The 18,845-nt window shown below is 73.7% G+C and carries 22 protein-coding genes; 7 read left to right on the top strand and 15 right to left on the bottom strand.

Annotated elements, in window-relative coordinates; all coding sequences use genetic code 11:
* Positions 1 to 137: 137 nt before the first annotated feature.
* Positions 138 to 1,274: a zinc-dependent metalloprotease gene (locus NRO40_RS16740; RefSeq protein ID WP_058945509.1), complete on the bottom strand. Its 1,137-nt coding sequence runs from the start codon at positions 1,272 to 1,274 to the stop codon at positions 138 to 140.
* Between the two features lie 783 nt (positions 1,275 to 2,057).
* Entirely contained in the window at positions 2,058 to 3,533 is a 1,476-nt protein-coding gene (gene dacB / locus NRO40_RS16735; RefSeq protein ID WP_058940913.1) for a D-alanyl-D-alanine carboxypeptidase/D-alanyl-D-alanine endopeptidase, read from the bottom strand.
* 135 nt (positions 3,534 to 3,668) lie between these two features.
* On the opposite strand from dacB, the gene NRO40_RS16730 reads away from it, so the two are divergent.
* Together NRO40_RS16730 and NRO40_RS16725 are read left to right on the top strand one after the other, a co-directional pair.
* Positions 3,669 to 4,163: an inorganic diphosphatase gene (locus NRO40_RS16730; RefSeq protein ID WP_058940912.1), complete on the top strand. Its 495-nt coding sequence runs from the start codon at positions 3,669 to 3,671 to the stop codon at positions 4,161 to 4,163.
* A gap of 244 nt (positions 4,164 to 4,407) precedes the next feature.
* Positions 4,408 to 6,057 carry a threonine/serine exporter family protein gene (locus NRO40_RS16725; RefSeq protein ID WP_058940911.1) on the top strand — a complete coding sequence of 550 codons (1,650 nt, stop codon included), beginning with the start codon at positions 4,408 to 4,410 and terminating at the stop codon, positions 6,055 to 6,057.
* Between the two features lie 159 nt (positions 6,058 to 6,216).
* On the opposite strand, the gene NRO40_RS16720 is transcribed toward NRO40_RS16725, so the two are convergent.
* Positions 6,217 to 6,921: a VTT domain-containing protein gene (locus tag NRO40_RS16720; protein WP_058940910.1), complete on the bottom strand. Its 705-nt coding sequence runs from the start codon at positions 6,919 to 6,921 to the stop codon at positions 6,217 to 6,219.
* A gap of 130 nt (positions 6,922 to 7,051) precedes the next feature.
* Between NRO40_RS16720 and NRO40_RS16715 the strand changes: the two genes are divergently transcribed.
* A complete protein-coding gene (locus NRO40_RS16715; protein WP_058940909.1) occupies positions 7,052 to 7,417 on the top strand; it encodes a YbjQ family protein in 366 nt (121 codons plus the stop codon).
* Between the two features lie 283 nt (positions 7,418 to 7,700).
* Here the strand turns inward: NRO40_RS16715 and NRO40_RS16710 are convergent, their stop codons facing one another.
* From NRO40_RS16710 to NRO40_RS16690, 5 genes are all read right to left on the bottom strand, one after another.
* The gene (locus tag NRO40_RS16710; RefSeq protein ID WP_058940908.1) at positions 7,701 to 8,459 is read right to left on the bottom strand and encodes a MerR family transcriptional regulator; all 759 of its coding nucleotides are present in this window, start codon (positions 8,457 to 8,459) and stop codon (positions 7,701 to 7,703) included.
* 106 nt (positions 8,460 to 8,565) lie between these two features.
* Positions 8,566 to 9,207: a PadR family transcriptional regulator gene (locus tag NRO40_RS16705; protein ID WP_058940907.1), complete on the bottom strand. Its 642-nt coding sequence runs from the start codon at positions 9,205 to 9,207 to the stop codon at positions 8,566 to 8,568.
* A gap of 82 nt (positions 9,208 to 9,289) precedes the next feature.
* Positions 9,290 to 9,841, bottom strand: coding sequence for a DinB family protein (locus NRO40_RS16700; protein ID WP_058940906.1), 552 nt, complete (start codon positions 9,839 to 9,841; stop codon positions 9,290 to 9,292).
* 196 nt (positions 9,842 to 10,037) lie between these two features.
* On the bottom strand, positions 10,038 to 11,495 hold the full coding sequence (locus NRO40_RS16695) for an aldehyde dehydrogenase family protein (protein ID WP_058940905.1): 1,458 nt from the start codon (positions 11,493 to 11,495) through the stop codon (positions 10,038 to 10,040).
* A 78-nt stretch (positions 11,496 to 11,573) separates the two neighbouring features.
* On the bottom strand, positions 11,574 to 12,455 hold the full coding sequence (locus NRO40_RS16690; protein WP_058940904.1) for a helix-turn-helix domain-containing protein: 882 nt from the start codon (positions 12,453 to 12,455) through the stop codon (positions 11,574 to 11,576).
* A 289-nt stretch (positions 12,456 to 12,744) separates the two neighbouring features.
* On the opposite strand from NRO40_RS16690, the gene NRO40_RS16685 reads away from it, so the two are divergent.
* Positions 12,745 to 13,245: an ATP-binding protein gene (locus tag NRO40_RS16685; protein ID WP_058940903.1), complete on the top strand. Its 501-nt coding sequence runs from the start codon at positions 12,745 to 12,747 to the stop codon at positions 13,243 to 13,245.
* A gap of 133 nt (positions 13,246 to 13,378) precedes the next feature.
* Here the strand turns inward: NRO40_RS16685 and NRO40_RS16680 are convergent, their stop codons facing one another.
* The 5 genes from NRO40_RS16680 to rpmG form a co-directional block, all read right to left on the bottom strand.
* Positions 13,379 to 13,627, bottom strand: coding sequence for a DUF397 domain-containing protein (locus NRO40_RS16680; RefSeq protein ID WP_058940902.1), 249 nt, complete (start codon positions 13,625 to 13,627; stop codon positions 13,379 to 13,381).
* Positions 13,628 to 14,006: 379 nt separating this feature from the next.
* Complete coding sequence (rpsR, locus tag NRO40_RS16675) at positions 14,007 to 14,252, bottom strand: 30S ribosomal protein S18 (RefSeq protein ID WP_058940901.1); 246 nt, start codon at positions 14,250 to 14,252, stop codon at positions 14,007 to 14,009.
* A gap of 3 nt (positions 14,253 to 14,255) precedes the next feature.
* A complete protein-coding gene (locus NRO40_RS16670; protein WP_058940900.1) occupies positions 14,256 to 15,383 on the bottom strand; it encodes a CobW family GTP-binding protein in 1,128 nt (375 codons plus the stop codon).
* A complete protein-coding gene (locus tag NRO40_RS16665; RefSeq protein ID WP_058940899.1) occupies positions 15,383 to 15,646 on the bottom strand; it encodes a type B 50S ribosomal protein L31 in 264 nt (87 codons plus the stop codon). Before NRO40_RS16665 ends, NRO40_RS16670 begins: the two co-directional genes overlap by 1 nt.
* A gap of 5 nt (positions 15,647 to 15,651) precedes the next feature.
* Positions 15,652 to 15,816 carry a 50S ribosomal protein L33 gene (gene rpmG / locus NRO40_RS16660; protein WP_009192555.1) on the bottom strand — a complete coding sequence of 55 codons (165 nt, stop codon included), beginning with the start codon at positions 15,814 to 15,816 and terminating at the stop codon, positions 15,652 to 15,654.
* Between the two features lie 63 nt (positions 15,817 to 15,879).
* Here rpmG and rpmB point away from each other — a divergent pair, with 63 nt between their 5' ends.
* From rpmB to NRO40_RS16645, 3 genes are read left to right on the top strand one after another with little or no spacing between them, the layout of a single operon-like run.
* Positions 15,880 to 16,116, top strand: coding sequence for a 50S ribosomal protein L28 (gene rpmB / locus NRO40_RS16655; protein WP_058940898.1), 237 nt, complete (start codon positions 15,880 to 15,882; stop codon positions 16,114 to 16,116).
* On the top strand, positions 16,116 to 16,421 hold the full coding sequence (rpsN, locus tag NRO40_RS16650) for a 30S ribosomal protein S14 (RefSeq protein ID WP_058940897.1): 306 nt from the start codon (positions 16,116 to 16,118) through the stop codon (positions 16,419 to 16,421). Before rpmB ends, rpsN begins: the two co-directional genes overlap by 1 nt.
* Before the next feature lie 25 nt (positions 16,422 to 16,446).
* Complete coding sequence (locus tag NRO40_RS16645; RefSeq protein ID WP_232790972.1) at positions 16,447 to 16,968, top strand: hypothetical protein; 522 nt, start codon at positions 16,447 to 16,449, stop codon at positions 16,966 to 16,968.
* A 249-nt stretch (positions 16,969 to 17,217) separates the two neighbouring features.
* Here NRO40_RS16645 and NRO40_RS16640 read toward each other — a convergent pair whose 3' ends face one another.
* The gene (locus NRO40_RS16640) at positions 17,218 to 18,342 is read right to left on the bottom strand and encodes a DUF2786 domain-containing protein (protein ID WP_058940895.1); all 1,125 of its coding nucleotides are present in this window, start codon (positions 18,340 to 18,342) and stop codon (positions 17,218 to 17,220) included.
* Positions 18,339 to 18,806: a winged helix-turn-helix transcriptional regulator gene (locus NRO40_RS16635; RefSeq protein ID WP_079046853.1), complete on the bottom strand. Its 468-nt coding sequence runs from the start codon at positions 18,804 to 18,806 to the stop codon at positions 18,339 to 18,341. The genes NRO40_RS16640 and NRO40_RS16635 overlap by 4 nt, the downstream gene beginning before the upstream one ends.
* Between the last annotated feature and the right edge of the window lie 39 nt (positions 18,807 to 18,845).

The raw sequence follows: 18,845 nt of genomic DNA, 5'->3' as shown, positions 1-18,845 counted from the left end.
TCGAGTCGTCACTCAGAGTGCGTCGATGGTGACAGAACACGGCCGATACCCGAGCATCGCACGCCTATCCCAGCCCCACGGTCCCTCGGATGGGTGAAAGGAGCGACGTTCGTCCGCCGACGGCCGGATCCGGGTTCTCACTCCCCCTTGCGATGCACCCGCGCGACCCAGTCCGCCGGTTTGGCGATCTCCGCCTTGGTGGGGAGGGTGTTCGGGGAGGTCCACACGCGGTTGAAACCGTCCATGCCGACCTCGTCGACGACGGCGCGGACGAACCGCTCGCCGTCGCGGTACTGGCGGAGCTTGGCGTCCAGCCCGAGGAGCTTGCGCAGCGCCTGGTCCAGGCGGGAGGCCCCGCGGGCACGACGCTGCTGGAACTTCTCACGGATCTCGGCGACCGACGGGACGACCTGCGGTCCGACACCGTCCATCACGTAGTCGGCGTGGCCTTCGAGGAGCGACATGACGGCCGTCAGACGGCCGAGGATCTCGCGCTGCTCGGGACTCTGGACGAGCTCGACCAGCGAGCGGCCGCCCTCGTCCTCGTCGCCCTCGGGCCGGGCTCCGGTGAAGGCCTGGGCGGCCTCGCGGAGCCGTTCCAGCACGGTCATGGGGTCGACCTCGGTGGCGCTGAGGAACGACTGGATCTCACCGCGGAGGTGGTCACGCAGCCAGGGCACCGCGGTGAACTGGGTGCGGTGGGTCTCCTCGTGGAGGCTCACCCAGAGGCGGAAGTCGTGCGGGTCCACGCCCAGCTCCCGCTCGACGTGGACGATGTTCGGCGCGACGAGGAGCAGCCGGCCGCCGCCGTTCTCGCCGGCGGGGAACTCACGGGTGGCGGGGGCGAAGGTCTCGTACTGGCCGAGGACGCGGGAGGCGAGGAACGACAGGAGCATGCCCAGCTCCACACCGGTCACCTTGCCGCCGACCGCGCCGAGGACGGCGCCCCCGGGGGTCGCGGAGCGGCGCTCCGACATCTTCGCCAGGAGGGGGCCGAGGAGTTCGCGGAAGCCGGCGACGTTGGCCCGGACCCAGCCCGCCCGGTCGACGACGAGCACGGGGGTGTCCTCGGGCTCGTGGCCCTCGGGGATCATGCGGGTGAACCCGCGGACGTGCTCCTCGGACGCCTTGGCGTGCCGCCGCAGCTCGGCGACGACCTCCCGGGCCTCCTCGCGGCTCACCTCGGGTCCGGGCCGCGCCAATCGTGTCGCGGTCGCCACCGCGAGGTTCCAGTCGACCATCCCAGCAGAAGCAGCACCACCGATGCTCGTCATGCGTCAACCGTACGTGGTCCGCGCGGTGAGGGAGAGGCCGCGGACGCCTCGGGTGCACCGCGCATCCCTGCCGTGTGCCCGGTCCCCGCCCCGGCCAGGGGGCCGGGGCGCGACCCTCCGGTCGGGGGACGACAGGCGCTGGGGTGACGGGGGTGGTGGGCGGCGGGGCGATGGGGGCGGGGGACATCGGCGTGACGGGTGCCGAGGTGACGGGCGCGGGGGCCGCAGGCCCCGGGATGACGGGCGCGGCGGACGCCGGAGCGACAGGCGCCGGGGCCGGGGCGGCGGTGGGACGGGCCCCGGCGAGGGCGCCGGGTGGGGGTGAAGGGCGCGGGGGCGACGGGCGCCGGGGTGACGGGGGCGGAGGCGGCGGGCGTCGGCGTGACGGGCGCCGGGGGCTGACGGGCGCCGGGAGCGAGGGCGGCGGACGCCGACGTGACGCACTCCGGCGTGACGGGCATCGAAGGGACAGGCACCGGGAGGGCGGGCGGCGGGCGTCGGCGTGACGGGCGCCGGGGGGTGACGGGCGCCGGGAGCGAGGGCGGCGGACGCCGACGTGACGCACTCCGGGGTGACGGGGCGGAGGCGGCGGCGACGGCGCCAGGTGGGGGCGCCGGGGTGACGGGAGCGGGGCGACGGGGCGCCGGCGTGACGGGCATCGAAGGGACAGGCACCGGGAGGGCGGGCGGCGGGCGCCGACGTGACGGGCGCTGGCGTGACGGGCGCGGGGGCCGGGGCGGCGGTGATCAGCCGCGGCGACGGCGCCGGGCCGGGCGGCGGTGGTCAGGGACGCGGCGAGGGCGTCGGGGTGACGGGCGCGACGGGGGCCGGGGCGGCGGTGGTCAGGGCCGTGGCGAGGGCGTCGAGGGCCGGCTGGGCCTCGTACGGCGACGGCGTGCGCGCGGCGAGGAAGGCGAAGGCGAGGAGGCGGCCGTCGCCGGTCACGGCGGTGCCGGCGAGGGCGTTGACGCCGGTCAGGGTGCCCGTCTTGGCGCGGACGAGACCCGCACCGGGCGAGCCGGCGGCGTAGCGGCCCTCCAGGGTGCCGGTGAAGCCGCCGACCGGGAGGCCGGTGAGGACGGGGCGCAGGGCGGGGCGCGCGGGGTCGGCGGCCCGGGTGAGGAGGGTGGTGAGGAGGCGGGCGGAGAGGCGGTTGCGGCGGTCGAGGCCGCTGCCGTCCGCGAGGGCCGTCCCCTCCGTCGGGACGTCGAGGCGGTGCAGCTGGGCGCGGACGGCGCGGGCGGCGCCGTCGAAGCTCGCGGGATGGCGGGTGGCCCGCGCGGTGGCGCGGGCAAGGGCCTCGGCCAGGTCGTTGTCGCTGGCGGTCAGGGTGCGCTCGACGAGGGCCGGGAGCGGGGCCGACCGGGTCGTGGCGACCGGCTTCGCCGTCCGGGGCGCGCGGCCGGGGGCGGGCGGCCCCTGGACCCGTACGCCCTGCTCGGCCAGCAGGTCGGCGAAGAGCCGGGCCGTGCGGCCCGCCGGGTCCTGCGCGCGCGGCGCGGGGCCGGACGTCGAGCCGTCGAGGCGGGCGGCGTCCGTCATGAGGGCGGTGACCGGGGCGAGGTTGTCGTTGACGCCGATGGGGTGGCGGACCGGGCCCTGGTAGAGCGAGGTGTCGTAGGTCAGGGCGGGGGCGGCCGGCGCCTTCCGGGCGCGGAGCGCCTTCGCCGTACCGACCGCCAGGTCCCGGAGGCGGCGCGCGTCGAGAGTGGGGTCACCGCCGCCGACCAGCGTGACCACCCGGCTGTCGGGCGTGGCCACCACCGTGGTGGTCAGGCGGTGGTCGGGTCCGAGGGCGGAGAGGGCGGCGGCCGCCGTGGCGATCTTGACGGTCGACGCGGGGACCATGGGCGCCGCCCCTCCCCGGTCGTACAGCCGGCGCCCGGTCGCCACGTCGACCACGGTGGCGGCGGGCGCGGTGCCGAGGCCCGGCGCGCGGAGCAGCGGATCGAGGATCCCGGCCAGGGCGGGTGGCGCGGTCCCGGCGCCGTGGGGCGCCGCGAGGGGGGCGAGCACGGCCGGCGCGCTGGGCGCGGGGGCGGGGACCGTCCCGGGGCGGGTGGCGGCGGGGCCGTGCCCGGAGCCGGGGCCCGCGCCGTGATGTGCGCCACCTGTGGCGGCGGGGGCGGACGCGCGGAGGCGTTCGGCCGTACGCTGGCCCCCGTCCCAGGGGCCGGCGAGACCCGCCGCCGTGGCGGCCAGGGCCAGACCGGCGGCCGCGGAGCCCGCGGCCAGCCGCAGAACGTTCCGTTCCGGCACGGCTGACCAGCCCCTTTCGCGAGCACTCGGTTGCGTGAGGGACACTTAACCACTGAGCTGGGCCACGAGCACGGCACCCCGGTGATCACGGCGGTCCAGTGACCCGACATTGTGTTGATCTTGGAGGAGCCACCCGTGGAGTTCGACGTCTGCATCGAGATCCCGAAGGGTTCGCGGAACAAGTACGAGGTGGACCACGAGACCGGTCGCATCCGTCTCGACCGCCACCTGTTCACCTCGACCGTCTACCCGGCGGACTACGGGTTCGTCGAGGGCACCCTGGGTGAGGACGGCGACCCGCTGGACGCCCTGGTCATCCTGGACGAGCCGACCTTCCCCGGCGTGCTGGTCAAGTGCCGCGCGATCGGCATGTTCCGCATGACCGACGAGGCCGGCGGCGACGACAAGCTGCTGTGCGTCCCGGCGTCCGACCCGCGCATGGAGCACCTGCGCGACATCCACCACGTGTCGGAGTTCGACCGCCTGGAGATCCAGCACTTCTTCGAGGTCTACAAGGACCTGGAGCCCGGCAAGTCCGTCGAGGGCGCCGACTGGGTCGGCCGTGCCGAGGCCGAGGCCGAGATCGAGGCCTCGATCAAGCGCCTGGAGGCGCAGGGCGGCGCCCACTGAGGCAGCCCCCGCACCATCCGCTGACGGGCGGCGCGACCCCTGGGAACCGGGGGACGCGCCGCCCGTCGCGGCGTGTACGGCCCCGCTCCCCCGCGCCGCGTCCGGCACCGGCCACGGCCCGCGGTGTGGGGACGCCGCTGACGTGCTCATACTGGGCGCACGGCGCAGGACACGGGTATCCCGCGAGTCATCCGGGGCAGGTGCGTCCCGGGAGGCGCAGCGGACGGGAGTGAGGGCAAGGGCAGTGGCGGAGCCGCACGGTCCGGAGGACGACCGCAAACCGCAGTCGGACGAGGCGCGCAGTGCCTTTGCCCCGCCTGCCGGGGTGGAACCGCCGGTGCCGCTGGAGGATGACCACCCGAGCTCCGAGTTCGCCGTGCCCGACTGGCTGACGACCGGGAACGCGGACGAGCCCGAGGGGTCGGCCTTCAGGCCGCCGTCGGCGTTCGACGCGCGCATGGCCCATCCGGCGTACACACCGGCGCCCGGCTCCCCCACGGTCCGGCTGTCGAAGGACGCGCCCTGGCAGGACCGCATGCGGACCATGCTGCGGATGCCGGTGAGCGAGCGGCCCCCGGCGGAGGCGGCGCAGCGGCACGAGGAGGGCGCCGGCCCGGCCGTGCCGCGCGTGCTGGACCTGACGCTGCGCATCGGCGAGCTGCTGCTCGCGGGCGGCGAGGGCGCCGAGGACGTCGAGGCGGCGATGTACGCGATCTGCCGCGCGTACGGCCTGGACCGCTGCGAGCCGACCGTCACCTTCACCCTGCTGTCGGTCACGTACCAGCCGTCGCTGGTGGACCACCCGGTGACGGCGAGCCGGATCGTGCGGCGGCGCGGTACGGACTACACGCGGCTGACGGCCGTCTACCAGCTGGTCACCGACATCTCCACGGAGGGCGTCGACGTCACGCTGGAGGAGGCGTACCGGCGGCTGGCGCTGATCCGCCGCAACCGGCACCCGTACCCCGGCTGGGCGCTCACCCTCGCGGCGGGCGGGCTCGCCGGGGCGGCCTCGGTGCTGCTGGGCGGTGGCGTCGCCGTCTTCCTGATCGCGGCCGCCGGGGCGATGCTGGGCGACCGGCTGGCGTGGCTGGCGGCGGGGCGCGGGCTGCCGGAGTTCTACCAGTTCGCGGTGGCCGCCGTGCCGCCCGCGGCGCTGGGCGTGACGGTGAGCCTGCTGCACGCGGGACTGCGGCCGTCCGCGGTGATCACGGGTGGGCTGTTCGCGCTGATCCCGGGAAGAGCGCTGGTCGCGGCGGTGCAGGACGGTCTGACCGGCTTCTACATCACGGCGTCGGCGCGTCTGCTGGAGGTCGTGTACTTCTTCGTCGCGATCGTGGTGGGCGTGCTGACCACGCTGTACGTGGGCGTGCAGCTGGGCGCGAAGCTCAGCCCGGAGGGCACGGTGGTGCCCGTGGAGCGGCCCGTGGTCTCGATCATCGCGGCGATGGCCCTGTCGATGACCTTCGCGATCCTGCTCCAGCAGCAACGTTCCACCGTGCTGCTGGCGATGCTGAACGGAGCGGTCGCGTGGGTGGTCTTCGGCGCCGTCGCGGTCACCGCCGAGGGCTCGGCGGTCCTGGCGACGTCGCTGGCGGCGGGGCTGGTGGGACTGTTCGGGCAGCTGATGGCGCGGTACGAGCGGACGACGTCGCTGCTGTACGTCACGGCGGCGATCGGCCCGCTGCTGCCCGGCTCCGCGATGTACTACGGGGTGCTGAACATCGCGCAGAACAACATCGACGCCGGTTTCGCCTCGCTGGCGCGCGCGGCGGCCCTGGCGCTGGCCATCGCGATCGGCGTGAACCTGGGTGGCGAGCTGGCGCGGATGTTCCTGCGGGCCCCGGGCTCGGCGGCCTCCCGCCGCGCGGCCAAGCGGACGAGGGGCTTTTGACGGCGCACCCCGCCCGGGACGCCGGCGCCGGCTCGCGCGGGCGGGGCGTGGGGCGGGGTGCGGGCGGTGCGGTGGTGTGCGCTGGCGGGGCGGCGCCGATGTGGTGCGCGGTGCGGTGGTGCGCGGTGCGGGCCGGGGGTGGGCCCGCACCGGGGCGGGTCAGCGCCGGGCGTGGCGACCGCGCTGCGCGGGGGCCGCGGCGGCGTCGGCCGGTACCGCACCGGCCGCCAGGGACTCGGCCGCGGCCTTCTTCGCCTGGGAGCGGCCCCGCACGACCTCGATGATGATCGGGACGACCGACAGCACCACGATCAGGATGAGGATCGCTTCGATGTTCGCCTTGATGAACCCGATCTGCCCGAGGAAGTACCCGGCCACGGTGACACCGGCGCCCCACATCACGGCGCCGACGACGTTGTACGCGATGAACGTGCGGTACTTCATCCGGCCGGCGCCCGCGACGATCGGCGCGAACGTCCGGATGATGGGCACGAAACGCGCCAGGACGATCGCCTTCGGGCCGTACTTCTCGACGAACTCGTGCGCCTTGTCCAGGTTCTCCTTCTTGAAGACCTTGGAGTTGGGGCGGCTGAAGAGCTTCGGTCCGAAGAACCGGCCGATGGCGTAGCCCACCTGGTCGCCGGTGATGGCGGCGGCGACGATCAGCGTGCAGACGAGCCACAGCGGCTGCTGGATGTAGCTGCCCTCGGCGACCAGCAGGCCGGCCGTGAAGAGCAGGGAGTCGCCCGGGAGGAAGGCGAAGAGACCGGACTCGGCGAAGACGATGATCAGAATGCCGGGCAGGCCGTACTCGGAGATCAGGTAGTCCGGGCTGAGCCACTCCGGGCCTAGCGCAAGGGTCATCACGGGTTCCGGGCTCCTGGGTCGTTGGGCGGGGGACGGCTGCCCAAAAGTATCAACGGTCCCGGCGTGGTGGCGGTTCCACGGGCCGGCTCCGCGTGCGCGGTGGTCGATCCGCCCCGAAGCTGTCGCTATGAGTATCGACGATTACGGCGGTGGGCAGACCGCGCAGTCCGACGTGCTGGTCGTCACGACCAACGACGTCCCCGGTCACCGGGTCCAGCAGGTCATCGGGGAGGTCTTCGGGCTGACGGTACGGTCCCGGCACCTGGGGACCCAGGTCGGCGCCGGGCTGAAGTCCATGGTCGGCGGGGAGCTGAAGGGCCTGACCAAGACGTTGGTCGAGACGCGGAACCAGGCGATGGAACGGCTCGTGGAGCAGGCCCGCGCGCGGGGCGCCAACGCCGTCCTCGCGTTCCGCTTCGACGTGACGGAGGCGGCGGGCGCGGGGGCGGAGGTCTGCGCGTACGGCACGGCGGTCGTCCTCACGCGCGCGTAGCGGGCCAGATGCGGGGTGCGGGCCGGCCCGCGCCCGGTGTCCGCCTCCGGCCCACCGGCCCGCACCCGACCCGCGTCCGCCCCACCGGCCGCACCAGGCCCGCCGGCCACACCAGGCCACCGGTCTGCCCTCAGCCGGGCGCACAAGCGCACGTCCGGTCGGCTCCGCAAGCCCGCCCGGGCGGGAACGGCGCCAACCGGACGACCGGATCCGCGCGCCCCGCGTCACGGCCCGTGCCGGACCACACGCGCCCGGCCGTACCCGTCACGCGTGGCCGTGTCCGTCACGCGTGGCGGGCGGCGTTGGCGTGGATGGCGTCGCGCAGGTGCGCGGCCATCCCCGGCGCGACGGCCTCGTAGAACGACGTGAAGCGCGGGTCGGCGACGTACATGTCGCCGAGGCACCGGTGCATCTCGTGCGGGCACTCGTAGTACCAGCGGCAGATCTGCCGGCGGTGCTCCTCCGCGAGGTCCATCGCCCGCTCGTCGGTCGGCTCCCCGCCGTCCCGGAGAAGGGCGGCGTAGCGCGCGCCCCACTCCTTCGTCTCGTCCTGCATGCGCTGCCAGTCCGCCTTGGTGTAGCGGGCGGTGCGGCGCCGGGACTCGCGGTAGGCCTCGGTGTCGCCCCACCGCTGCTCGGTCTCCTCCTCGTACTGGTCGGGGTCGTGGTCCCCGAACACCTCGAACTTCTCCTCGGGGGTGAGGTTGATGCCCATCCGTCTGGCCTCCATGGCGTGTTCGACGGCCTCGGCCATCTTCTGCAGATCGGCGATCCGGCTGGTCAGCAGGGAGTGCTGGCGCCGCAGGTGTTCCCGCGGGTCGGCCTCCGGATCGTCGAGCAGGGCCGTGACCTGGTCGAGCGGGAAGCCGAGCTCCCGGTAGAACAGGATCTGCTGCAGCCGGTCGAGGTCATCGTCCTCGTAGCGCCGGTGCCCGGCGCGGCTGCGGCCGCTCGGGCAGAGCAGCCCGATCTCGTCGTAGTGGTGCAGGGTCCGCACCGTGACCCCGGCGAAACCGGCGACCTGTCCCACGGAGTAGCTCATCGCCCACCGCTCCTTCCTCGGTACGCCCACCAGCCTGGGACCTCACGCGGCGTGAGGTGCAAGCCCTTTGCCCAAAGCGGCCGCCTCGGTGGTCCGCCGGAGGGTGTCAGCCCTGGTCGCCGGGGTGCGGGGTGCCCGTCGCGTACGGGTTCTCCTCGTCGTCGGCGAGGACGCCGACGAAGGGCCGGCCCTCGCCGGCGAAGGTGTACGCGCCGCCCTCGATCCGGGCGATGAGGCCGCGCGTCCAGGCGGCGCCCGCGTCGGCCTGGTGGAGCCACAGGTGCATGATCTCGCCGATGTGGCCCAGCTGCTCGGCGCCACCGTCGGGCGTGTAGTACCCGGTGACGGCGGCCCGCCACTGCTCCAGCCCCTCGACCCGCCGGCGGAGCAGGTCGACGGCCTCGCCGCGGGACAGGTCGACGAGGAAGCCGAGGGCGGCGGTGAGGCTGTCGGGCTTCTGGTCATGGGCGGTGAGCGCCTCGCGGAGCAGCGCGAAGTACTCCCGCGTGCCCTCGTCGGTGATCTCGTACTCGGTGCGGGGCGGGCCGCCGGCCGTGCTGGGGGCGGTCTCGTGGGCGCGCAGCAGTCCCTGCTTCGCCATCTGCTTCAGCGCGTGGTAGATCGACCCGGGCTTGGCGTTGGACCACTCGTGGGCGCCCCAGTACTCCAGGTCGTTGCGTACCTGGTAGCCGTGCGCGCGCCCGTGCTGGCGCACCGCGCCGAGCACCAGCAGCCGGATCGCCGACATCCGCTCCCTGCCCTTCGTCGTCCCCTGACGTCAATTTTGACTAGGGTACGGGCAGGGGGCGGCGGTCACGACGGGACCCGCGCTAGGCGTCCCGGCCCTGTCCGGACTCGCGGGCGATGAGCTCGAAGGACGTCATGCCGTCCAGGGACTCGCGGACGATGTCGGCGTGGCCGGCGTGCCGGCCGAACTCCTGCACCAGGTGCAGCCCGAGCCAGCGGACGGAGACCCGCCCGTCCCTGGGGAACCACGGCGCTTCGGGCAGCGGGAAGGTCTCGTCCAGGCTCGGCACGGAGCGGACGAACTCCTCCAGCTCCTTGACCACGCCGTCCCAGAAGGCGAGCACCTCGGGGACCGACTCCTCGTCGGTGAGCCGGAAGGCGTCGCCCCAGGTCTCCTGGGTGCGGGCCCGCTCGTTGGGTCGCTGCTGGGCGAGCCGGAGCCAGTTGAGCTCCACCTCCGCGCAGTGCTTGAGGAGACCGGCGAGGGAGAGCTCGCTCGCCGAGGGGCGGCTCGTGGCCTGCTCCTCGGTCAGCCCCAGCACCGACCGGCGCAGGGCGGCGCGCTGCGCCTCGATGAAGGTGAGCAGCGCACCGCGCTCGTCGCCGTGCGCCTCGGCGGGGACAAAAGCAACCATGACGGAGGTCCGCCTTTCTTCGGGACGTGCCCTGGACTGACACCCCGTACGGTACGGACGACCGCGGTCGGATCCTGTCCCAAATGGGCCGGGACGGTGGTACGGATCGCGCGGAATCGGCGGGCCGGCGGAGCCGCCCGCCGGACGGGGCGGAACGTGGGCGGGAGGTGAGGGGGACGGGGGCGTGACGTGCCCGTCAGAACGGGAAGCCGCTGCGCCCGTGCTGTACGGAGATCCACTTGTGGGTGGTGAACGCCTCCACGGTCGCCTCGCCGTTGAGCCGTCCGAGGCCGGAGTGCTTCTCGCCGCCGAAGGGGACGATCGGCTCGTCGTGGATGATGCCGTCGTTGACGTGCATCATCCCGGTGTGGACGCGCCGGGACAGGCGCACGCCGCGCTCCACGTCGCGCGTGTGGACGCCGCCGCTCAGCCCGTACGGGGTGTCGTTGGCGATGCGGACGGCCTCGTCCTCCCCGTCGAAGGGGATGAGGAGGGCGACCGGGCCGAAGATCTCCTGGGTGAGCACCGGGGCGTCGGCCGGGATGTCGGTGAGGACGGTCGGCGGGACGATGTTGCCCTCGGTGGTGCCACGCACCAGGGCGGTGGCACCGGCGGCGATGGTCTGCTCGACGGCGGTGGTCACCGCCTCGGCCTGCGAGGAGTTGATCAGCGGGCCGATGTGCGTCCCGGGCTCGGACGGGTCGCCGGTGCGCAGGGTGCGCACCTTGGCGACGAACTTCTCCGTGAACTCCTCCAGGACCGCCCGGTCGACGAGGACGCGGTTGGCGGCCATGCACGCCTGGCCCTGGTGGACGAAGCGACTGAAGACGGCCGCGTCGACGGCGTAGTCGACGTCCGCGTCGTCGAGGACGATCAGCGCGCTGTTGCCGCCCAGTTCGAGCACGGCCCGCTTGAAGTTGGCCGCGCAGACGGTGGCGACGTGCCGGCCCACGCGGTCGGAGCCGGTGAAGGAGATGACCTTGGGGACCGGGTGCTCCAGGAGCGCGTCGCCGATCTCGGCGATGTCGGTGATGACGACGTTGAGGACGCCGGGCGGAAGCCCGGCGTCCTCGAAGACCTTGGCCAGCATGGTGCCGCCGAGTATGGGGGTGTTCTGGTGCGGCTTGAGCACCACCGCGTTGCCGAGGGCCAGTGCGGGGGCGACCGACTTCAGCGACAGCAGGAAGGGGAAGTTGAAGGGGCTGATGACGCCGACGACGCCGACGGGCAGTCGGTAGACGCGGTTCTCCTTGCCGTCGATCGGGGACGGCAGGATGCGCCCCTCGGGACGGAGGGCGAGGTGGATCGCCTCGCGCATGAACTCCCGGGCGAGGTGGAGCTCGAAGGCCGCCTTGCCGCGCGTCCCGCCGAGTTCGGCGATGATCGCCTCGATCAGCTCCTCCTCGCGGTCCTCGATGATCCGCAGGGCCCGCTCGAAGACGCCGCGCCGCGTGTACGGGTTGGTGTCGCCCCAGGCCACCTGCGCCCTCTCGGCGGCGCGGTACGCCTGGTCGACCTCGGCGACGGTGGCGACGGTTATGGAGGCGAGCTTCTCCTCGTTGTACGGGTTGAAGTCGATGATGTCCCACGAGCCGCCACCGGCCCGCCACTCACCGTCGATGTACTGCAGGGCCAGATCTGTGAAGTAGGACATGCCATCCCTTCCGAAGGCCGTGTGGCCCCACAGGGCCGCTACAGGGCGCTTGTGACGGGACGTCATCCTACGGGCGAACTAGATGAGTTGGAGTAGCCCCCTGAGCAGATCCCGACTCTCCTCGGGGCCGGGGCTGTCCGCGTGGAGCCGCTCCATGGCCCGCTCGTACTGCCCGACCTCCTCACGCTTGTCGATGTACAGCGCGCCCGTCATCTGCTCCAGGTAGACGATGTCGGAGAGGTCCGACTCGGGGAACCGCAGCATGGTGAAGGCACCGCTCTCGCCGGCGTGGCCACCGAAGCTGAAGGGCATGACCTGGAGCGTGATGTTGGGGCGCTCGGACATCTCGATCAGGTGCTTCAGCTGGTCGCGCATGACGGAGCGGTCGCCGTAGGGACGGCGCAGCGCGGCCTCGTCGAGAACGGCGTGAAATCGCGGCGCGCGCTCCGAGACGAGGACCTTCTGCCGCTCCAGGCGCAGGGCTACGCGGCGGTCGATCTCGGCTTCCGGCGCGCCGCGCAGGCCGCGGGCGACGACCGCGTGCGCGTACGCCTCGGTCTGGAGCAGCCCGTGGATGAACTGCACCTCGTAGATGCGGATGAGCGACGCGGCGCCTTCGAGACCGATGTACGTCTGGAACCACCCGGGCAGCACGTCGCCGTAACTGTGCCACCAGCCGGCGAGGTTGGCCTCGCGCACCAGCCCCAGGAGCGCCGCGCGCTCCGTCTCGTCGGTGACGCCGTAGAGCGTGAGGAGGTCCTCCACGTCCCTCGCCTTGAAGCTCACCCTGCCCAACTCCAGCCGGCTGATCTTGGATTCCGACGCCCTGATCGAGTAGCCGGCGGCCTCTCGGGTGATGCCGCGCGACTCGCGCAGCCTCCTCAGCTGTGAGCCCAGCAGGATGCGTCGCACCACGGAACCGCCGGATTCTGTCGCGGTCACGTCTCCAACCCTCCCCATCGCTGATGTGTCCGACGGAGCACCCCCGAGCCCCGAAGAAGCGGATTCTGCCACCAAAACGCTTCACCCCGTACTCGAACGATTACAGATTGGCGAACGGTTCGGCCACGGCCGTTCAAACGACCCGGGGAAGATATGACCAAGAACCATCACGGGGCCGGACAGGTCGGGCACGTGCACGTGCATCTGCCCTTGCATCACACCCTCCCTTTCGGAACCATGGGCCTCGCGCACCTGCGTAGTCGTTCGTGTTGTAGCACCACAGCCGCGAATCCGGGGAGTGCCTCGCATGGGGACGAATGGATCGACCATGCTCGAGCCGTTGAGGCAGGGGCTTCCACCGATCGACGCCGCGTCCGTGTCGAGTTCCGCCTCCTGCGCCCTGCCCGCGCGATACGAAGCGGTACGCGGGGCGCGGCAGTTCACCCACACCACCCTGTCGCAGTGGAACCTGGGCGACCGGTTCGACGACGTCGCGCTCGTCGTCTCGGAGCTCGTCACGAACGCCCTGCGGCACGCGCTGCCCGCCGACACCCCGCGCGAGCACCCGCTCGACCCGCCCGTCCGACTGCACCTGATGCGCTGGGCGGGACGACTGGTCTGCGCGGTGCGCGACCCCAGCCCGGACACGCCCGCGACCCGGTCGTCGGGCGAGGACTTCTCGGCGGAGTCGGGCCGCGGGCTGTTCCTGGTCGAGTCGTTCAGCGACAGCTGGGGATGGCACCCCCTGGCGGGGGCGCTGCACGGGAAGGTCGTCTGGGCGCTGTTCCGCCTCACGGACGGGGCGTGAGGGAACGGCACCCGGGATGGACGTCGGCCGAGGCCACGGGGGACTCGTCGCCGATGGGAAGGGGCTCCGCTCGGCGGGGCCCCTTCGTCCGTTCCCTCCGTGCCGTCCGTGCCGCGTGCGGGCGTCCCGCTCCTCAGCCACCGACGAGGTGGTCGAATTCCCCGTCCTTCACGCCGAGCAGCAGCGCCTCGATCTCCGCCGGCGTGTAGACCAGGGCCGGACCGTCGGGGTGACGGGAGTTGCGCACCGCCACATTTCCGCCGGGCAGTTTGGCGAATTCCACACAGGAACCCTGCGAGTTGCTGTGGCGGCTCTTCTGCCAGACGACCCCGTGAAGCTCTGTGGCCGCCATGCCGTTGTACACGTTCAACACGTGGTGCACAGGACGCTCCCCGAGTCACATGAGTTACATGAGTGAGTGATGTTGCAGGTGTCAACTATCCGGATCATAGCTGCGTTCAGCTCACGGATGCATGAGCAGATGCACGTGCACCAGGGGTGTTCCTCCGACTACGGAGACGTGAGAACGGCCTCCCGGGCTCCCTTCCGTTCGTAGGGATACGGAAAAGGAGGTTCTTCCCGTGCCCAGGGCACGGGAAGAACCTCCTTTTCGCCGTCCACCGGCGCGCGGCGGCACCCGACCGGCGCAGGGCGGGCGGCTTCCGGCGGGCGCGCCACGCCGGCGGCGACGGCTTCAGCGGGTTACGGCCTCAGCGGGATGACGGCTTCAGCGGGCGGACGGTCTCAGCGAGGTGACGGCCTCAGCGGGCGGACGAGGAGTACGGCAGCAGCGCCATCTCCCGGGCGTTCTTGATCGCGCGGGCCAGCTGCCGCTGCTGCTGCGCCGACACGCGCGTCACCCGCCGGCTGCGGATCTTGCCGCGGTCGGAGATGAACTTCCGCAGCAGGTCGGTGTCCTTGTAGTCGATGTAGGTGATGCCGTCGCGCTCCAGGGGATTGGGGCGGGACTTCGCGGGCTTGCGGTCGGCCGGGCGGCGGGGCGGCATGGGTCAGACCTCCAGGAGGGTGTCGAAGCCGGACGGGAGCCGCTGCCAGGCCGCGCGGCCCGCGGCGTACTCCGCGTCGGTGAGCAGGCAGGAGTCGAGGAGCTCGGCGAGCCCCTCGCGGTCGAGGCCGGGCGAGGTGAAGACCAGGTGCTGGCACCGGTCCCCGTGCTCGGGGTCCCAGTCCAGCGCCGCCGCGGCCCGGCGCACGGGCGGGACCATCTCCCAGGCGGCGTCCGGCAGCGAGGCCAGCCACGGCCCGGAGGGCTCGACGCACAGGGCGCCGCCCGCCGCGTCCCAGGCGAGCAGGGTGTCGGGCCGGTCGGCGAGCCAGAACCTGCCGCGGCTGCGGGCGGCGGCGCAGCAGAGGTCCTCCAGCGCCGCGTACAGCCGCTCCGGGTGGAACGGCCGGCGGCGGCGCCAGACGTACGTGGTGACCCCGTGCGCGTCCGCGTCCTGCGGCAGCAGGGCGCACGCCGGGTGCTGGGCGGCCGCGGCCGCCTCGACGTCGAAGCCCGCCAGCGCGGCGGCGGCCAGGTCACCGTCCGGCAGCGGCACCCGCAGCGCGGTCGGGTGGAGCTGGGCGAGCAGCGCGCGGTCCTCGTCGTCGGCCTCGGGGCCGTCGACGACGGCGAGCACGGGCGCGTACTCCAGCTGGCGCGCCCACGTGTCCGCGACCGTGCGCCGGTCGGTGGGCGCCGCCGCCAGCCCGGCGTCGGCCAGGTCGTCGCCGTTGCCCAGGCAGGGCAGCAGCAGCGCCGTGTCGACGGCCGTGATCACCGAGCCGACCGTCAGTCCGGCCGCCGTGATGACCTCGGCCATCGCCTTGGGCTCGACCGAGTCCCACAGCTCGACCACCGCGAGCCGCGTCAGCCCGGCGTCCGCCAGCCGCTCCAGCTCGGGCACCAGGTCCTCGCGCAGGGCGCAGCACGCGCAGTCGTCGACCAGCGGCGTCTCGTCCGTCGACAGGACCCCGGTCGCGTCGCGGACGGTACGGACGACCGTGCCCTTCTCGGCGGCGGCCGTCAGGTCGTGGTGGAGCGCCACACTGCCGGGCACGGTGGCGAGCAGCCGCTCGACCGCGGCGGTGCGGGCGTCGGCGTGCAGTCCGCCGACGAGGGCGACGGAGAGCATCAGCGCGCCTCGCGCCGGGCCTGGGAGCCGTACCGCTGCCGGAACTTCTCCACGCGCCCCGCGGTGTCCAGGACGCGCGCCTGGCCGGTGTAGAAGGGGTGGCTCGCGGAGGAGATCTCGACGTCGATGACGGGGTAGGTGTTGCCGTCCTCCCACTCGACCGTCTTGTCACCGGTGGCGGTGGACCGGGTGAGGAAGGCGAAGCCGCCCGCCTTGTCACGGAAGACGACGGGCTCGTACGGGGGGTGGATGCCGGGCTTCACGGTGCTCAGCGCTCCTCTCGGAAGTCGACGTGCCGGCCGACGACCGGGTCGTACTTGCGCAGGGTCAGGCGGTCGGGGTCGTTGCGGCGGTTCTTGCGGGTCACGTAGGTGTAGCCGGTCCCGGCGGTGGACCGGAGCTTGATGACCGGGCGGAGTTCGTTGCGGGCCATGGGGGTAGAGTAGATGGAAATGGTTTCCATTACCAAGAAGGCTCCGAGAGAGGTAGGTCACCCTTGTCCGCCCACTGCCAGCTGACCGGCGCCCAGCCGGGCTTCGGCAACCGCATCTCCCACTCGCACCGGCGTACGTCCCGGCGCTTCGACCCCAACATCCAGCGCAAGCGCTACTGGCTGCCGAGCGAGGGCCGGTACGTGCGGCTGACCCTGTCCGCCCGGGCCGTCAAGACCATCGACACCATCGGGATCGAGGCCGCCGTCGCCCGCATCCGCGCCCGCGGGGTGAAGGTCTGATGGCGAAGAAGAGCAAGATCGCGCGCAACGAGCGGCGCAAGGCCGTCGTGGAGCGGTACGCGGCCCGCCGTGCCGAGCTGAAGGAGGTCATCCGGCGGCCCGGCACCCCGGAGGCCGAGCGGCTCGCCGCCCAGGCGGAACTGCGCCGCCAGCCGCGCGACGCCAGCGCGACCCGCGTCCGCAACCGGGACGGCGTGGACGGCCGTCCCCGCGGCCACCTGCGGAAGTTCGGCCTGTCACGGGTGCGCCTCCGGGAACAGGCGCACGCCGGATTCCTGCCCGGTGTGCGCAAGGCTTCCTGGTAGGGGCGGCTGGTAGCTTGGCGCGGTCTTGCCAACTGACATGGGGGAGTTGATCGTGCACAAGCTCGTACGGAACGGCGCGGCGGCCGCGACGGCGCTGGCCGCGGCCCTGGCGCTGACGGCCTGCGGCTCGGGCGACGGGGACGGCGGCAAGGACGGGGGCGCCTCCGCCGCGCCGTCCGCCGCGGCCCCGACGGGCGCGGACGCGCAGGGCGTGTCCCTCGCCGCCGCGGAGGGCGCGTGGGTGGGCGCCACCGACGGCAAGCCCGTCACGCTGACGGTGAGCAAGGGCGGCCAGGCCGTCGTCATCAGCGAGGCCCACGTCTGCCAGGGCACCGCCAAGGAGGGGGCCGCGCTGACGCTCACCCTCACCTGCAAGGACGGCGACACCACCCGCACGTCGGGGACCGTACGGTCCGCCGACGGCACGCAGCTGGTCGTCGCGTGGGACTCCGGCCGCACGGACACCCTGAGCAAGCCGGCCGCGGGCGTCCTGCCCTCCGGCCTCCCGTCCATCCCGCCGCTGCCGTCCCTCCCGCCGCAGCCGTAACGGGCGGCCGGACGGCCGTCGCGGACGAGTGACGGGCGCGCGGTCAGGGGCGGGCCGCGGCCGTCGCGGGCGCGGCCGTCGGCGGGGGCGGGCGGGCGCGGCTCGGCGGGGGCGGCTGTGCTGTGGCCGTCAGCGGCGATCGTGGCGATCAGCCGCGGTCGTCAACGGCCGTCACGCCCCCGCGGCCCTCGGGCCCCGCAGCCATCAGGCCCCCGCGGCCGGGGCGGCGTACCCGTGCCGCGCGGTCCGTCAGGGTGCCGCGCGGCCCGTGTCGGCCCGGTCCGCCGCGGCGGTCCCGTGGTCCCAGCCGGCCCGGTCCGTGGCCCCGCGGACCCGGGTCGTCGTCGTCTCGGGGAACATGCGGTCCGCCCGGGCCGTGACCGCCACGTCGCGGGCCGCCAGGACCGGCAGCAGGGTCGGTTCCGCGGCCGTGACCCGGCGCGAGGTGGAGGCGAGCCGGTCGCCGAGCCGGTGCGCGTACGCCAGCAGGAACGACTGGCGGAACGTCTTCGTACGCTTGCGGCCACCCGTCCGCTGTTCCGCCTCCGCCTTCACCATCGCCCCCGTCCCCTGCACGAGCAGCGAGGTGTACAGCAGCTCCACCGACTCCAGGTCGGGTTCGAAGCCGACGACGGTCGAGAAGCCGAACGCCTCGTTCCACACCGCCCGGCAGCGGTTCGCCGACGCGACCGCGTCGAGCAGGATCGCCTTGGCCGTCTCGTACGGCGCGTCGACGCCGATCCGGATCGCGGCCGGCTCGTCGCCGGTGTGGGTACGGGCCGCGAGGGACGCCTCGTCGAGACTGTGGCGGGCCATCAGCTCCTGCGCCTTCGCGGTGAACGCCTCCGCCTCCTCCGGATAGGCGGTCGCCTCCGCCTTGGCCAGCAGGGCCCGGATCCGGGCCGGCATGCGCGCCTCGCCCGCCACCGGCGCCGTCAGCGGGGCACTACCGGGCGGCGGGGCGACCGGTTCGAGGGCGGGGAGCCGGACGAGCAGGCGGTACAGCTCCAGCACCGCCGTCGCGTACGAGAACCGGTCGGCCCGCCACGGCTCCGCCTCCAGCGCGGCCAGCTGCTCCCGCCACCTCGGCGGCAGGTGCGCGTACCCGGCCGACTCCGCGCGGACGAGCCCGCCGGCCAGCCGCACGTGGTGCGCCTCCAGCTCCCGGCGGACCACGCGTTCCACGTCGGCGGGCTGCCAGCCGCGCGCCCAGGCCCGGCGCAGCAGCTCCTCCCCGCGCCGCGCCAACTCGGCGTCGGCGCCGGGGTCGGCGGCGAGGAGGGACGCGGAGGTGTCGAGGGCGGCGGTGTCCTCGGCGTACAGGACGGCGGCGAGGGCCCGCTCGACGGTCGACCCCGCGGTCCCGGGCGTCACGGTCGCCGCCGTTCGTCGTACGCGCGGCGGGCGTCGGCGATGGTCCCGCGGTGGGCGAGCGACCAGTCCACCAGCGCCCTGACCAGCCCCGTCAGGTCGCGTCCGGTGGCGGTCAGCTCGTACTCGACCTGTGGCGGCACGGTCGGGTACACCGTCCGCGTGACCAGGCCGTCCCGCTCCAGGCGGCGCAGCGTCAGGGTGAGCATGCGCTGCGAGATCCCCGGGACGAGCCGCTGGAGCTCGGAGAAGCGCCGCACGCCCCCGGAGAGCTCGACGACGACGTGCACGGTCCACTTGTCGCCGAGCCGGTCCTGCACGTCGCGTACCCCGCAGTCCTCCGCACAGCTCAACTCGGCGGACTCCGCGGACGCCGCGGACGCCGCGGACGCCGCGGACGCCGTGGACGCCGTGGAATCGGCGGGCTCGGGGCCGCCGCCGGTTACCTCCGTGTGCCCCACGGACATGAAAGTGCCTCCTTACGCACGCGCCGCCACCACACCCAC

The sequence above is a fragment of the Streptomyces changanensis genome (genome assembly GCF_024600715.1).
GTDB classification, from domain to species: Bacteria; Actinomycetota; Actinomycetes; order Streptomycetales; family Streptomycetaceae; genus Streptomyces; species Streptomyces changanensis.
This window is presented reverse-complemented; position numbering and strand designations above follow the sequence as displayed.

Coding starts and splice junctions, on each gene's coding strand:
- NRO40_RS16740 (WP_058945509.1), bottom strand. CDS start 1,274: ATGACGAGCATCGGTGGTGCTGCTTCTGCTGGGATGGTCGACTGGAAC.
- NRO40_RS16720 (WP_058940910.1), bottom strand. CDS start 6,921: ATGACCCTTGCGCTAGGCCCGGAGTGGCTCAGCCCGGACTACCTGATC.
- NRO40_RS16715 (WP_058940909.1), top strand. CDS start 7,052: ATGAGTATCGACGATTACGGCGGTGGGCAGACCGCGCAGTCCGACGTG.
- NRO40_RS16710 (WP_058940908.1), bottom strand. CDS start 8,459: ATGAGCTACTCCGTGGGACAGGTCGCCGGTTTCGCCGGGGTCACGGTG.
- NRO40_RS16705 (WP_058940907.1), bottom strand. CDS start 9,207: ATGTCGGCGATCCGGCTGCTGGTGCTCGGCGCGGTGCGCCAGCACGGG.
- NRO40_RS16700 (WP_058940906.1), bottom strand. CDS start 9,841: ATGGTTGCTTTTGTCCCCGCCGAGGCGCACGGCGACGAGCGCGGTGCG.
- NRO40_RS16695 (WP_058940905.1), bottom strand. CDS start 11,495: ATGTCCTACTTCACAGATCTGGCCCTGCAGTACATCGACGGTGAGTGG.
- NRO40_RS16690 (WP_058940904.1), bottom strand. CDS start 12,455: ATGGGGAGGGTTGGAGACGTGACCGCGACAGAATCCGGCGGTTCCGTG.
- NRO40_RS16685 (WP_058940903.1), top strand. CDS start 12,745: ATGGGGACGAATGGATCGACCATGCTCGAGCCGTTGAGGCAGGGGCTT.
- rpsR (WP_058940901.1), bottom strand. CDS start 14,252: ATGCCGCCCCGCCGCCCGGCCGACCGCAAGCCCGCGAAGTCCCGCCCC.
- NRO40_RS16670 (WP_058940900.1), bottom strand. CDS start 15,383: ATGCTCTCCGTCGCCCTCGTCGGCGGACTGCACGCCGACGCCCGCACC.
- rpmG (WP_009192555.1), bottom strand. CDS start 15,816: ATGGCCCGCAACGAACTCCGCCCGGTCATCAAGCTCCGGTCCACCGCC.
- rpsN (WP_058940897.1), top strand. CDS start 16,116: ATGGCGAAGAAGAGCAAGATCGCGCGCAACGAGCGGCGCAAGGCCGTC.
- NRO40_RS16635 (WP_079046853.1), bottom strand. CDS start 18,806: ATGTCCGTGGGGCACACGGAGGTAACCGGCGGCGGCCCCGAGCCCGCC.